General features: G+C 34.3%; 16 protein-coding genes. 2 read left to right on the top strand and 14 right to left on the bottom strand.

Going from position 1 to position 13,963, the window contains the following annotated elements:
• Positions 1–99: 99 nt before the first annotated feature.
• The 3 genes from V6S17_RS06275 to V6S17_RS06265 all read right to left on the bottom strand — a co-directional run bounded on the left by V6S17_RS06275 (position 100) and on the right by V6S17_RS06265 (position 1,981).
• Positions 100–759, bottom strand: coding sequence for an ABC transporter ATP-binding protein (locus V6S17_RS06275; RefSeq protein WP_029091026.1), 660 nt, complete (start codon positions 757–759; stop codon positions 100–102).
• A complete protein-coding gene (locus tag V6S17_RS06270) occupies positions 760–1,503 on the bottom strand; it encodes a hypothetical protein (protein WP_029091027.1) in 744 nt (247 codons plus the stop codon). It lies immediately after the preceding gene.
• A gap of 94 nt (positions 1,504–1,597) precedes the next feature.
• Positions 1,598–1,981, bottom strand: coding sequence for a hypothetical protein (locus V6S17_RS06265; protein ID WP_029091028.1), 384 nt, complete (start codon positions 1,979–1,981; stop codon positions 1,598–1,600).
• Positions 1,982–2,310: 329 nt separating this feature from the next.
• On the opposite strand from V6S17_RS06265, the gene V6S17_RS06260 reads away from it, so the two are divergent.
• Entirely contained in the window at positions 2,311–2,664 is a 354-nt protein-coding gene (locus V6S17_RS06260) for a restriction endonuclease subunit S (protein WP_280512620.1), read from the top strand.
• 61 nt (positions 2,665–2,725) lie between these two features.
• Here the strand turns inward: V6S17_RS06260 and V6S17_RS06255 are convergent, their stop codons facing one another.
• Positions 2,726–2,899, bottom strand: coding sequence for a DUF2087 domain-containing protein (locus tag V6S17_RS06255; RefSeq protein WP_081311928.1), 174 nt, complete (start codon positions 2,897–2,899; stop codon positions 2,726–2,728).
• Between the two features lie 69 nt (positions 2,900–2,968).
• Here V6S17_RS06255 and V6S17_RS06250 point away from each other — a divergent pair, with 69 nt between their 5' ends.
• Positions 2,969–3,928: an IS30 family transposase gene (locus tag V6S17_RS06250; RefSeq protein ID WP_069124469.1), complete on the top strand. Its 960-nt coding sequence runs from the start codon at positions 2,969–2,971 to the stop codon at positions 3,926–3,928.
• Here V6S17_RS06250 and V6S17_RS06245 read toward each other — a convergent pair.
• The 10 genes from V6S17_RS06245 to V6S17_RS06200 all read right to left on the bottom strand — a co-directional run bounded on the left by V6S17_RS06245 (position 3,920) and on the right by V6S17_RS06200 (position 13,932).
• Positions 3,920–4,066 carry a DUF2087 domain-containing protein gene (locus tag V6S17_RS06245; RefSeq protein WP_141690155.1) on the bottom strand — a complete coding sequence of 49 codons (147 nt, stop codon included), beginning with the start codon at positions 4,064–4,066 and terminating at the stop codon, positions 3,920–3,922. The two genes, V6S17_RS06250 and V6S17_RS06245, sit on opposite strands and share 9 nt — an antisense overlap.
• Positions 4,066–4,338 carry a hypothetical protein gene (locus V6S17_RS06240; protein WP_029091957.1) on the bottom strand — a complete coding sequence of 91 codons (273 nt, stop codon included), beginning with the start codon at positions 4,336–4,338 and terminating at the stop codon, positions 4,066–4,068. Before V6S17_RS06240 ends, V6S17_RS06245 begins: the two co-directional genes overlap by 1 nt.
• Positions 4,338–5,171, bottom strand: a complete 834-nt coding sequence (locus V6S17_RS06235; RefSeq protein WP_338515867.1) for an MFS transporter — start codon at positions 5,169–5,171, stop codon at positions 4,338–4,340. The genes V6S17_RS06240 and V6S17_RS06235 overlap by 1 nt, the downstream gene beginning before the upstream one ends.
• A gap of 300 nt (positions 5,172–5,471) precedes the next feature.
• The gene (locus tag V6S17_RS06230; protein ID WP_176718508.1) at positions 5,472–6,170 is read right to left on the bottom strand and encodes an ABC-2 family transporter protein; all 699 of its coding nucleotides are present in this window, start codon (positions 6,168–6,170) and stop codon (positions 5,472–5,474) included.
• 83 nt (positions 6,171–6,253) lie between these two features.
• Positions 6,254–7,042 carry an ABC transporter permease gene (locus tag V6S17_RS06225; protein ID WP_029091960.1) on the bottom strand — a complete coding sequence of 263 codons (789 nt, stop codon included), beginning with the start codon at positions 7,040–7,042 and terminating at the stop codon, positions 6,254–6,256.
• Positions 7,029–7,964: an ABC transporter ATP-binding protein gene (locus tag V6S17_RS06220; RefSeq protein WP_051535998.1), complete on the bottom strand. Its 936-nt coding sequence runs from the start codon at positions 7,962–7,964 to the stop codon at positions 7,029–7,031. Before V6S17_RS06220 ends, V6S17_RS06225 begins: the two co-directional genes overlap by 14 nt.
• 347 nt (positions 7,965–8,311) lie before the next feature.
• Positions 8,312–9,304 carry a signal recognition particle-docking protein FtsY gene (ftsY, locus tag V6S17_RS06215; RefSeq protein ID WP_029091961.1) on the bottom strand — a complete coding sequence of 331 codons (993 nt, stop codon included), beginning with the start codon at positions 9,302–9,304 and terminating at the stop codon, positions 8,312–8,314.
• A gap of 24 nt (positions 9,305–9,328) precedes the next feature.
• Positions 9,329–12,892, bottom strand: coding sequence for a chromosome segregation protein SMC (smc, locus tag V6S17_RS06210; protein ID WP_029091962.1), 3,564 nt, complete (start codon positions 12,890–12,892; stop codon positions 9,329–9,331).
• A 16-nt stretch (positions 12,893–12,908) separates the two neighbouring features.
• Entirely contained in the window at positions 12,909–13,610 is a 702-nt protein-coding gene (rnc, locus tag V6S17_RS06205; protein ID WP_029091963.1) for a ribonuclease III, read from the bottom strand.
• Positions 13,611–13,695: 85 nt separating this feature from the next.
• On the bottom strand, positions 13,696–13,932 hold the full coding sequence (locus V6S17_RS06200; RefSeq protein WP_029091964.1) for an acyl carrier protein: 237 nt from the start codon (positions 13,930–13,932) through the stop codon (positions 13,696–13,698).
• Positions 13,933–13,963 lie beyond the last annotated feature (31 nt).

The following is a 13,963-nucleotide window of genomic DNA, read 5'->3' as shown; positions in this document are numbered from 1 at the left end:
AATGAGGCGTCTTGTTAGGATCAATTAAAAACGGTTGATAATTTTTCAAAAATAATAACATTAGTAATGTAACGATGATATAAGGGATTAATACCTTGATTATTTCCCTGCACTTTCTAACGCTGCCGTCTTCGTTGATAAACGTCCCTCCTCAATCCGATAGACACGATCACACAATTTCGCTAATTCAATTTGATCATGCGACACAATAACCGCTGTTGTGCCATTCGCCTTCGCTTCCAGTAACGTATCATAAAAAATAGTTTTATAATAATCATCTAAAGCATTTGTCGGTTCATCGAGTAACAGCACCTCCGGTTTTTCCATCATTGCCTGTATCAAACCTAAACGCTGATTCATCCCCAAAGAATATGTTTTTACTTTCAAATTTTTATCTTCTTCCAAACCAAAACGCAACAGCCATTTTTCAATATCTGACTGTTTGATAGCCCCACGAATATTAGCTAATAGCATTAAATTATCAATGGCTGTACGATTATTAATAAACACTGGCGTCTCCAATAAAACACCCACTGACTGAGGAATATCGCCTACTTGCAATTGTTGATTCCCCACAAAAACCTTACCACTATCAGGATAAACCAATCCCGCTAATAAGCGTAATATGGTTGTTTTTCCAGAGCCATTAGCACCTGAAATACCAATAATCATCCCTTTATCTGCCTCGAGTGAAACACCATGTAAAATGCGTTTTCTTTTGAATGTTTTAATAACATTTTTCAATTCTAATAAACTCATTTAATCGCTCCCTTTTTTAATTTTCAACTTCGCAAACATGAAATAAATGCTTGCCAATAACAAACAAAAGAGACATAACACACCTAGCTGTCCAAAATAATGTAGGACTGAATCAGGCTCATTACCCATCACCAATGTTTCATAATAAGTTAACGGAATATAACGTTCAGGCCAAATATCTAAAGCATAAGCCAACGGTATCGGTACAATTGCATAAACGAGATATGGATAAATGACCGCTTCCCACTGATAATTAACAATGAGAGTCATAATTAGAACCAGTAATGCTAAAAATAATAAACTTAAAAACTGACTAGCAATTAAATACAAGACTGCTCCAAAAGATGGTAGCGCTGAAAAAATACTTTCTTTCACATGTTCCACACGATTACCTAAAGTCACAACTATCAAACAAATGAAACCAAATACATCAACTAACAAAATATAAACACTAATTAATTTGAGCGCCTTAGAAAGTAGTTTACGGTAATACGCAAAATAACCACCACGCATAATAAACCATTGTTGCATATGTGTGAGATGTATCAATGAGAGATGATAACTTATTAACCACATGAATAACGCCGGCATAATAAGATTGATATAATTATCGCCAAATAGATTAACGAAAAACTGTTGGTGCAGTGGTAATCTAACAAGACTGTTGTTACTTCCTAAATAAATAGCAATCACTTGTATTGTAACGATACCAATAAGTAAGAAAGATAGACGTTGTTTTTTCATAGTCACTCCTTATAAACTTTTTTAGTTTGAAAGCAAATAAAAAGAGCCTGTCACTACTTAAGGTAATAAGCAACGTGACAAGCAGTTGTTTAACCTAAGGGAGCCACTCTAAATAACCGCTATTTGTTAAAACATTAATAGCTGAAGATTTATACCTTACCTTTGTTTTGGCACCGGTCATATAGGTCCTAGAATACTGTGCTGTTTTATTCTTGGCTGAAAATGTCTTAGTGGTACTCACTTTTTCATTATTTACATTTGTAATTTCACCAATCATTTTATATTTATTTTTACTTGCCTTCATTCCTTGCGTATTTTGTGTGGCTTTACGTGTCGTTGAATACCACCAACCATTTCGTGGTAATGTAATTTGGGTGCCGTACCAAGGTGAGGCTTTTTTTACTTCGGTGGTTCTTTTATATGTAGATGCATGTGCATCCATTGCAGTAGAAACTAATATTAAAGATGTACACAACATAAGAAAAACATTCCTTTTTTCTTCATATAATCAATCCTTTCAGTTTTTTTGAGAAAGATTACATCTGCTTTCACACAGCAACTATATCACCGCCTGATTTCATATGCCAATAGAAAAACCTTTGTTTAATAAGGGTTTCACATACCTTTTTAACTCTTTTAAATATATGTTTTTTACGACTGCTCCTTTAAATTATTACAATTTCCACACAATATAATCATCACGTATAGTTACACTGAAAATATTTTCAACTCTCCTTTTTGAACGCTAATTCCTATGCCATCAATCAAAAAATTGCTAACGCTAAATAAGACTTACAGACTTTATCTGTGAGCAATATACAGATTATTTATAAGAGCAATTTTCATCCAATAAAGATAATAAAGAATTATATAACTAACTCATTTGACACTTGGGAACAGCGTAAGTTAGGAGTGTTAGGTTCTGTAGCGATGAATAAACGTATCTTTAAAGAAGAAACCTCAGATAATGGTGAAATTCCTTTTTATAAATTCGGTACATTTGGCGGAGTATCAGACGCCTTTATATCAAGGGAATTATTTGAAGAGTATAAATCAAAATATCCTTACCCAACTAAGGGTGATTTGTTAATATCAGCTTCTGGGAGTAAACAATATATCTACTCTTGTAATTTAATCTATCTACACATATTGTTTTCTTAAAATAAGTCTTCTCATCAAAAAAACCGTTCCCAATAAATCACTGGAACGGCCTCTTATGGACTTATTTGTCCAATTTATAATACAATGAACCATCATCTTCACGCTTCAAAAAATGATAATCCACTAAGTAACGTCTTAAGATGACGAAATCATCATACCAATTGTATAAAATGGTGTTCACTTCTTTTTCCGTATAACTTTTATTCATCGCCGATTGTAAAATTAAGCTAGACAATTAAAAAAATCATTTGTGATACACTCAAATTGTATTTCCGACGAAAGAAAACAAGGAGAGTGATCACAAATGACCTATACACATCTTACTACAGATGAACTCGTTTTAATAGAATCATATTATCATCAAACTAAGAAAGTTAAATTTGTTGCAGAGACTTTAAAACGTTCGAGACAAACTATTTATAATGTTTACAACGCTTTAGATGATGGTTTATCTATGCTAGATTACTACCAACGATACAAAAATAATAAAAAAAATTGTGGGAGACTTCCTATCCTTTTACCTGATAATGAAACTGACTATATTCAAAAGAAAGTGGCTCAAGGGTGGACACCAGACGTGATTATTGGTCGTAACGAGTTTCCTATTTCTTGTTCTGTTCGTACTCTTTATAGACTATTTAAGCGTGGCTATTTTAACTTAGCCGCCTTACCAATGAAAGGGAAAAGAAAGCCGAATGGTCACAAAGAAAAGAGAGGTAAACAAGCTTTTAAAAGAACGATTCATCAGCGTGATAAGGAAAATCGTCACTTCAAAAGTGAGTTTGGTCACCTTGAAGGTGACACTATCGTTGGCAGAAATCATAAAAGTGCTGTTATTACCTTAGTTGAAAGACTATCAAAAGTAATTATTACGTTGAAACCTACCGGCAGACAAGCAATAGATATTGAAAACAGTTTAAACAACTGGTTTAAAACAATTCCCACTCATTTATTTAAGTCTATTACGTTTGATTGTGGTAAAGAATTTTCTAATTGGAAATCTGTCAGTAACTCCAATGATATTAATATCTACTTTGCTGATCCAGGTACTCCCTCACAAAGAGGGTTAAATGAGAACTCCAACGGATTATTACGCAAGGACGGACTACCTAAGAGAATGAATTTCAATGAAGTTGATGAAGCGTTCATTCAGTCTGTTGCTTCTAAAAGAAATAACATTCCTAGAAAGTCATTGAACTATAAAACACCATTGGAAGTATTTTTGAGTTATGTTAATAATGATATTTTGTCTAGCTTAATTTGACAAATAAAACATACTAAAATCGTTTGCAATGACTTCTAACAATACGACTTTCTTTTTTAATTTACGTGGAATTGAAATGATGGTGTGCTCCTTTACATGTCGTTCCAATACTTCAGATTGTTCAGCACTATATTCCATTAAAAAGCCTCCGTTTCAATTTTTTTATTTAACTTACGCAAACTTGATAGGGAAATAACGGTCGCAATCAATGCGAACATAATCCAAATCGTCCCTAAATTAATAACGGTTGTTAACACACCAATAACGATGATGACTACTGCTGTCATACAAGATTCAATTGTGTAAAAGAAAGATATAAGTGTGTTGCGATTAGTACTTTTAGCTGGGATTGTGTTGTGTAATAATCCTGTTCGAATAATAGCATCAGCTGTCGTAAAACTGACGTGCATTAAAAAAGTAAGACTGAAAGATACACATTAGTTATTACAACACACAATATAATGGCGCACATATTTAATAATAATAATAATTGCAAACTGCTCAGTTTATTTTTAATAACCCTCGCTAATAGCTGAGGAATTCTCGAACCTATTATCCCAAATAAACCCATTCCAACCCATATATAGGCTGTTATTTTAACACCGCCATACTCGTTTCCAAAGTAGAGTTGCCATTTATTACTCGGCGCAACGATTAATAAAATTAACGGTAAAAATGAAATACAGAGTGAAAAATATAATTTATCTGTTCGTAAAAAAGCGTAACCTTCCTTAAACGAAGATACAAAACCGCTAAATAAATTGATAGGTTGATTGTCTTGCTGTTGGTGCGAATTGTCCTTGAAAAAAAGACTAATATAAACAATGGTGATTATAAATAAGATAATTCCTGCTAAAAGAGGATAGGAAAGGTTTTTCACCCCTAATATTCTCCCACCGACAAAACCTACTACCATGGATGTTGATGTTAAAAACAAGCTATTTTTACTAAAAATATTTTCAATGTCATATTTTTCGTCGATACTTTTCACTTTATCAATTACCCATGCAGACATTGTTCCTGAGTTAAAAGACTCACTAACCGCTGTTAACAAACCAGAAAGCAACAATATCCACAACTGATGGGATGGTATAAATAATAATCCGAGACCAAAGCCTCTTAATATACAACTGATTAACATCGCTTTTTTTCGACCAAACGTATCGGATATTACCCCTGCTGGTATTTCACTCAACGTACTGAATATCCAAAAAAAAGAATTAAAAAGCATAATTGCAGCAATTGTATAGCCAATTTATTGTAAATATAACTCAATACTAGCGGCCCAAATAACGATTCCCGCGCTGTACATTACCGTAATAACATTGAATTTTCGCACTAACTTTATAATATCATTATCCATCTGTCTGTCCCCTTTAAACCATAAAAGTCTTAATTTAATCTTATCATAACTGTTTTTCGAGTGCGCTAATTAGCCCTGCTAAATTTATTGTATAAAAAAAGTAGCAATCTCCTCTGATAACGAAGTTAGCTACTTAATTTTAAAAGTTGAAATTTCTCATTTTAATTCTGTTCATTTATTTCAGACATTTAAGTTAATACTATTTGACGACTCATATCTTTTTAATCCTTGTTTATACGTCACTAAACTCAATAACAGAAACACAGCTGTTGCTATAAATAGCAACAACAGATAATAACTAGAACTATATCTAAGTATTTGTAGTGGAAATATACTAATAATTAGCGATGGAATAATCGTCGATAACACTAATGTCATCGTTGGATTTAATTTTACTTGTGGATAAGTTGCAAACATAATAAGCGCCGAAGTCCCTGTATCTGTGATTGCCTTGGAATTGCCTATAAAAAACGTTAAAGATCCTAAAATGATATAATAACTGGCAATGACTGTTACGACTAATACCACTAAAAGCAACCAATATAGTAGTAGTATAAACAAATATTCTGAGGTTTTTACAAGTGTAACTGACAGCGCAATTAAACCATAAATAATATCACCTAAAGCGACAATAGAAGATTTAGACATTATCATATATAAAAGTGAATTGCGTGGTTTAATCAAATAAATGTCTAATTGACCAGTCGCGATAATAGTAGCAATATTAGGAAGATTACCGGCGATTAACTGTGTTAATCCAAAGGCAACATATACAACAGAATAAACATAAAAGATATCTATTAAACTGAAAATATCTGACTCGAAAATATCAAAAAACATAATCCAATATCCTAAAAAAAACACATTATTTAATAACATAGTTACCACCTGAATTTAAAAATTTTTTTTATATTCATAATTACTTCTAAAATTCATTTTAAATAAGTTCAAATAAAACATAGTCAACCTCCATTCATCATGGTTTTTTTTCTCAAGCTTGTATAACATGCTTTGGCAGAAATTATAAAAATCATTAGATAAAGGAGTTGCAGTCCTAAATAAAGAATATTTAACTCTGATAACCCTTGTGTTAATAACTGTGCCGGGAAACCAATTACATATACAAATGGCATCAAAAAGAAAAGTTGTTCGACGTAGTTACTCAGAATCGAAAGCGGAAAAATAATGCCACCAAATATGAATAACAACTTCTCATAAATAAATACATAACCCGAAATTTCTTCTTGTATAAAACTAAACGTGCCAATCATAAATTGCAAACAATAATCGATAATATAACCAATGAGCATTACAAGGAAAAAACAAAGGATTGCTAAAAAACTGATATTTAGTTTAATCCCTAATAGCATAACTAAAACAGCACCTACAATAAAGTTTGTTAGAAGTTTAAATGATGAGTCTCCTAAAGATACAAAAAAATGATAGAGTGCATAACTGTATGGACGTGATGATGTATAAGCAAATGTACCATTTTTAATTTCGTCCGCTATTTTATAAGCAACTGGTGCACGAGACATAAAAAAAGCTTCTGTAATTAATAAATACCAAATAACCTGATTGTATGAATGACCGTTTATTTCTGTTTGACCTTGGTAAACAACAGACCATAAATTAACAAAAATAATCATGATTGTAACCATTAGAAATTGTCTAAACAACATCGCTCTAACATAAATAAGTTGTTCTTTTAGCCCTAAAACAATCATATTAAAATATTTATTTCCTGTCATCGATCACACCTTCTTCAAACAACACTCTCACAATAGCTGTTAAATCTAAAGAGTGTTGATAGTATCTGATGATTTCATATATTTCCAATTTATTAAATACTTCGCTAACTGCAATTTTATCGGTATTTATTTTTATTTTATGTGCATACGCATCACTTTTTTCATGTTGTAATACTTCAATAGGTAATTGAGCTATATCACTTGCTAAAACAATTTCTAACAAAACAATATTCGCAAATTTCTCAGTTAGTGCTATTGTTGTTCCATTGTAAATAATCACTCCTTGATCGATAATAACAACCCGGTTACATAATTTTGCTATATCACTAATATCATGTGTTGTAATCACCATTGTTTTATTATGCACTTTATTATATTCAGACAATAGATTTGTCAAACTATCTTTTGCTATTAAATCCAAACCAATTGTCGGCTCGTCTAAAAAAAGGATACTCGGATTATGCACTAATGAAGCAACAATTTCACATTTCATTCGTTGTCCCAAACTTAATTTCCGCACGGGTCTATCAACAAAAGAATGCAAGTCAAATTGTTGAATTAACTCTGCGACATGTAATTTCAACGCTGCGAGTTTAACACTATAAACAGATCCCAAGAACATAAACGTTTCTCTAGGTGTCAGGTGATACCATAATTGTGATTTTTGTCCAAAAATACTGCCAATTTGATATGCGATTTCTTTTTGATGCTTCCATGGATTTTTACCATTAATTATTATTTCACCTTGATCAGGATATAAAATACCATTCATCATTTTAATTAACGTCGATTTGCCTGAACCATTCACACCTATGAGTCCGAGCATATCACCTTGTTCAACAGTTAAACTAACATTATTTACGGCGATAATTTTTTTATTTTTCTGCTTAAAAGATTTGGTAACGCTTTCAATTTTTATCATTTCCAAAGAAACCCCTTCTTTCTTTGTTGCAATCTCAAATTTTTCATAAAAATAAGATGATTTAATAACTATTTTTCATTTTAACATCAATAATGTATTCAAAAGTTCATTCAAATTACTTTTAGTATAGCATTAATAAAAGCGATAACTGTTTGTTAGCGTTAACAGAAACCTCTTTGTATACTAACAATTCATTTTTTATAATGTCGCGTTAAGCGATCACCCTTTTTATATGAAAAAAATTGTACTCACTCGATTGAATGTTACTCGCAAGTTATTAAAAAACAAAGCAAAAAAGCTCATCACTGGTATATCAATGATGAGCTTAGTATTAGTATTTTAATCTTTTATTCAGCTTTTTCAGCATCAATCATATCGCCAAACAAGCCGTAGACGAATAGATTTGAATCGAAGACTTGTAAGTCATTCAATTGTTCACCTAATCCTACAAATTTAACGGGTACTTTTAACTCGCGACGAATGGCTAAGGCAATCCCACCTTTAGCTGTTCCATCAAGCTTAGTTAATACGATACCTGTGACATCTGTTGCTTCACCAAAAACTTTCGCTTGTTGTAAGCCATTTTGGCCTGTTGTCGCATCAATCACTTGTAATACCTCTTGTGGTGCATGAGGTACTTCACGTTCAATAACACGGCGCACTTTGCTTAATTCACTCATCAAGTTTACCTTGTTTTGTAAACGACCTGCGGTATCACAAATAAGCACATCAACATGACGTGTTTTAGCTGCTTGCAACGCATCATAAATAACTGATGCCGGATCAGAGCCTTCTTTTTGTTTAACGACTGGTACGCCTACACGTTCGCCCCAAACTTCAAGTTGTTCAATTGCTCCTGCTCGGAACGTATCACCAGCTGCAAGCATAACTGATTTACCTTCTGCTTTAAGCTTGTGTGCTAATTTACCAATTGTCGTTGTTTTACCAACGCCATTAACACCAACGAATAAGATAACATTGAGTCCTTCATTGTTAATGTTCAACTCAGTTTCTGTTTCGCCCGCTTCTTCATATATAGCAACTAATTTTTCTGAAATCACTTCATAAAGCGCACTTGTTTCTTTAATATTACGAAGTTTTACCTCTTCTTTTAATTCTTCAATCAATTCCATAACGGTATTAACACCAATATCAGCCATGATTAAAATTTCTTCTAATTCTTCAAAAAAGTCTTCATCAACCGTACGATAACGTGCCACTAATGAATTAAGTTTTCCTGAAAAACTATCACGTGTTTTTTCTAAACCCGTCTTAAATTTATCCGTCATTTCTGTCGATGAATTTGTCATCTTATCTTTCATGCGTTTAAAAAAGCCCATTTATTTGCCCTCGCTTTATTGTTTTTAAGTGTTAGTTAACACATTTGCTTCTTCCAGACGAACAGATACCAATTTAGATACCCCTGATTCTTGCATTGTTACACCATATAATACATTCGCTGCTTCCATTGTACCTTTACGGTGAGTAATTACAATGAATTGCATTTCTTTTTGGAATGCTTGCATATAGGAACCAAAGCGTAAAACGTTTGCCTCATCTAATGCTGCTTCGACCTCATCAAGAATACAGAATGGTACAGGACGGGTTTCAATGATCGCAAATAACAACGTGATTGCAGTTAAAGCTCGTTCACCACCTGATAATAACATCAAGTTTTGTAACTTTTTACCCGGCGGTTGTGCAACGATATCAACACCTGTATTCAGTAAGTCTTCTGGATCTGTTAATACTAAAGCAGCTTGTCCTCCACCAAACATTTTAGGGAAGATTTTTTCAAACTGATCTTTAATTTGCATAAACGTTGCGTAAAAACGACGAGAAACTTCTTCATCCATCTCACTCATGGTCACGTTTAACGTTTCTTTGGCCGTCAACAAATCTGTCTGTTGTTGCGTCAAGAAATTATAGCGTGTTTGGATACGTTGGAATTCATCGATGGCACCAATGTTGACTGGGCCCAATTCATCAATTGTACGTTTAATCAAACGGACTTTTTTCTTCGCTTCTTCAATTGGCAACGTCAAAGCTGGTCGTTCTAAGGCATCGGTTAAAGTTAATTCATAGTTATCCATCAACGCACTTAAACGATACGTCCGTTCACTTGTGAATCGTTCTAAATTCATCGATGCTTCATTGAATTGTTTCTCATAGGTCGCCACTTCGTTGAGTTGATACTCACGTGTCGAGGCCACTTCGTTAAGCTCAGCTTCTACATCAATACGTTTCGCTTTTAGTGAATCTGATTGCGTTTGGACTTCTGACATTACAGCTTCCAAAGCTACACGAGATGCTTCAAGTTGTTCACTTGAAGACGCGTGTTCCGTTTGTTGTGTATGAATAAACGTTAATTTTTCTTGCAGTTGTTCACGACGTTCATTATTCGTTTTTAATGTGGCACGCATTTCTGCTAACTTAGTATTGGCATGTGTTAATTTCTCTTCTGATACCGCTAGCTCTGTTTTTTGTGCTGTTAGATTTTCAACTTGTTCAGCACGTTGTTCATCTGCCATATTTTGATTTTGGGTTGCTTGCTCAATCGCAGTTTCTTGAGAGATTAATGTTTGTGCCATCTCAGCAATTTTTGCTTCGTTTGCTGCCAATCGTTGTGCCAATGAATTATTTTCATCAGTCAATTCTTTCACGTCAAAGTCATAAATATGCATATTTTCATTAATACGTGACATCGCTGCTGTTGTTGATGCAATATCTTCTTCGATACGCTGTACTTCAAAGTTTAGACGTTCACCCTCAACTCTTAGACTATCGCGTGTTTCACGCGTACTTATAACCGTTTGTTTTAAACTGTTCACTTTATCTTCCAGTTGATGGATAACCTCTTCCATCTGTACCAATTGTTTAGCTAAAGTAGCGATCTCATTTTTACGTCCTAATAAAGGCGCTTTGTTTTGTTTCATTGCCCCACCAGTCATTGATCCACCAGGATTTACAACATCCCCTTCAAGTGTCACAATACGAAAGCGATGATTTGCTAATTTTGCCAATTGGTTCGCACTAACTAAGGTATCTGCTATAATTACTTGACCTAATAAGTTGCCTAAAATCCCTTGGAAACGTGGCTCAATTGTAACTAAGTCGGCTCCAATTCCTAAAAAGCCATCGTGTTGTTGTAAACGTTGGATGACATCGTTAGGCATTACTCGTGGTTTAATTGTTGTAATAGGCAAGAATGTTGCACGGCCTAGACGGTTTGATTTTAAATAGCCAATACCTGCGCGCGCCGTTTGTTCGTCTTCGACAATAATATGTTGCGTACTTGCACCCAGAGCAATATCAATTGCTGTATCGAAGCGTGATGGAATCGTTACTTGTTCAGCAACAGCACCGATCAACCCAGGGAATTGTTGACGTTCTTTTAATAGCATCTTAACGCCTTGATAATAACCTGCGTAATCATTTTCTAAATCAACTAATGTATCATGCTTTGCTTTTGCATGTTGACGCATTTCATAGGCTTTATATAACTGATTGTCTGCGACTGCTGCATCAGCTTCTGTAGCTTTAAGTTTTTGTGTCAGTTGCTCATATTCCGCACGTTTACTCTCTATGTTTGCTGTTTTTTCAGCTAAAAGACGTTGTTTTTCTTGTTGTAAAACATCCGTTTCGGTATGATTTTTGATCACGTTCGCATTTTCACTGCGTAATTTTTCTAAACGTTGTTGATTTTGTTCTTGTTGCTTAATGAAAAAAACATTTTCATTTTTTAAATTCGTTTGCTCATGTCGCACATCGATGTAATCATTTTTCAAACGCTCAATTTTCTCCGGTGTCCATTCTACTTTACCATCTAGATAGTTTTGTAGTTGTTTCACAGATTCACGCATCACTGTTACTTTTTGCAAGAGTACATCGTAACGTTCTTGTTGTGTTTCTTTTTCAACAGTTGCACTCACAATAATCTCGTTAATTGCTTCGAGTTGTTCAACTACATCAGAATCACTTGCTTGACCATGAAGTGCCCGCTCTTTTAGTACGTCACATTGACCATTAACACGTTCAAGTTCGCGCGCTGTTTCAACTAATTTTTCTTGAATAACATCTGCATCACGCGTCACTTTCGCAAATAAATCTTTTTTCGCTTGCCATTGTTCTAAAAGTGACTGTGCTTGTTTCTTACTATCGATTAACTTAGATTGCCATTGATGTAAAGCGACAGTTGTAGCATCTGCCTCTTTTGTTAGCTCCTGGATTTCATCTGCTAAAACACCAACTTCATACTTCTCTAGTGTTTCTTTTTGAGCAAGATAATCTTTGGCGATAGCTGCCTGAATTTCTAGTGGTTCCACCTGATCCTGAAGTTCAAAAAGGATATCTTGCACACGGTTTAGATTGTCTTCAGTTTCGACTAACTTTGTTTCTGCTTGTTTTTTACGTGATTTATATTTTAAAACGCCTGCTGCTTCTTCAAAGATAGAACGACGTTCAGTGGGTTTACTATTAAGAATACTATCTATTTTACCTTGTGACACAATCGAGAACGACTCGCGTCCTAATCCAGAGTCCATAAATAACTCTACGATATCTTTAAGGCGACATGCTTGTTGATTAATTTCAAATTCACTATCACCATTACGATAGACGCGACGTGTGACGCTGACTTCTGTATGATCATCTGGTAAAAAGCCATCTTCATTATCAAATACAAGTGTTACTTCAGCAATATTAATCGCTGCGCGTGAATCACTCCCTGAGAAGATAACATCACTCATTTTGCCTCCACGTAATGCTTTTGCTGATTGTTCACCTAACACCCAACGGATAGCTTCTGTAACATTACTTTTTCCACTTCCATTTGGCCCAACAACAGCCGTAATACCTGGTACAAAATCGATTGCAACTTTATCTGCAAAGGATTTGAAACCATGCATTTCTAAACGTTTTAATTGCATTGCGACTGTTCCCCCTTTAGCTGTTCTTTTCCTGTGACTGATATGATGCTAATGCTGCTTGAGCGGCTGATTGTTCTGCTGTTTTTTTCGTGCGACCCTCACCCATTGATTGCGGTTCGCCATTGACCACTAAACGCACTTGGAAAGCTTTATCATGTGCTGGACCATTTTCAGATAAAATCTCATATGAGATGGAAATATCGCCATCTTTTTGTAACCATTCTTGTAATAAGGTTTTATAATCATTATTTGCTTCAAAAGTGCCATCATCAATTTTCGGAAAAATAACTTTTCCTAAAAATGAGCGTACACAGTCGATGCCTTCACTTAAATACATTGCCCCGATAAATGCTTCAAAAATATCCGCGACTAATGCGTCACGTGTACGTCCGCCAGCATTTTCTTCTCCTCGACCAATACGGAAATAGTCACTGAGGTTTAATTCTTTTGCATAAACGACCAAAGCACCTTCACACACACAAGCTGCTCTTAATTTTGTTAGTTGGCCTTCTGGACGTTCTGGAAAACGATTGAATAAATAATCTGAAACTGTTAGCTCTAATACTGCATCACCAAGAAATTCCAACCGTTCATAATGCTTAGAACCTTTGCTTCGATTTTCATTCACATAAGAAGCATGCGTGAATGCTTGTTCAAGTAATGCCTCTTGTTTAAATGAAATCTGAATACGTTCCTGCAATTCTTTTAATGTTTTCATTCTAATTCCCCTTTTATAAAATGAGTGAGGGATGCCGTTCATCCAATGGACAGAACAACATACCCTCATCATTTTTTATCGTAACTTACGCGTTTTCTTCAATGTATTTTACAGCGTCACCTACTGTAAGGATTTGTTTTGATGCTTCATCAGAAATTTCAGTATCAAATACATCTTCAAATTCCATTACCAATTCAACGATTTCAAGTGAATCAGCTTCCAAGTCATCTTTAAAAGAGGCCTCTTTAGTTACTTTTGATTCATCAACGTCTAAACGATCGATGACGATTTCTTTTACTTTATCAAATATGTTTTCAGACATTATATAATTCACCTCCCTTCAATTATTATAA

This window comes from Brochothrix thermosphacta DSM 20171 = FSL F6-1036, from assembly GCF_036884295.1.
In the GTDB taxonomy this organism is placed as follows: Bacteria; Bacillota; Bacilli; order Lactobacillales; family Listeriaceae; genus Brochothrix; species Brochothrix thermosphacta.
The sequence above is the reverse complement of the archived record's forward strand: the minus strand, read 5'-3'. Positions and strand labels throughout refer to the sequence as shown.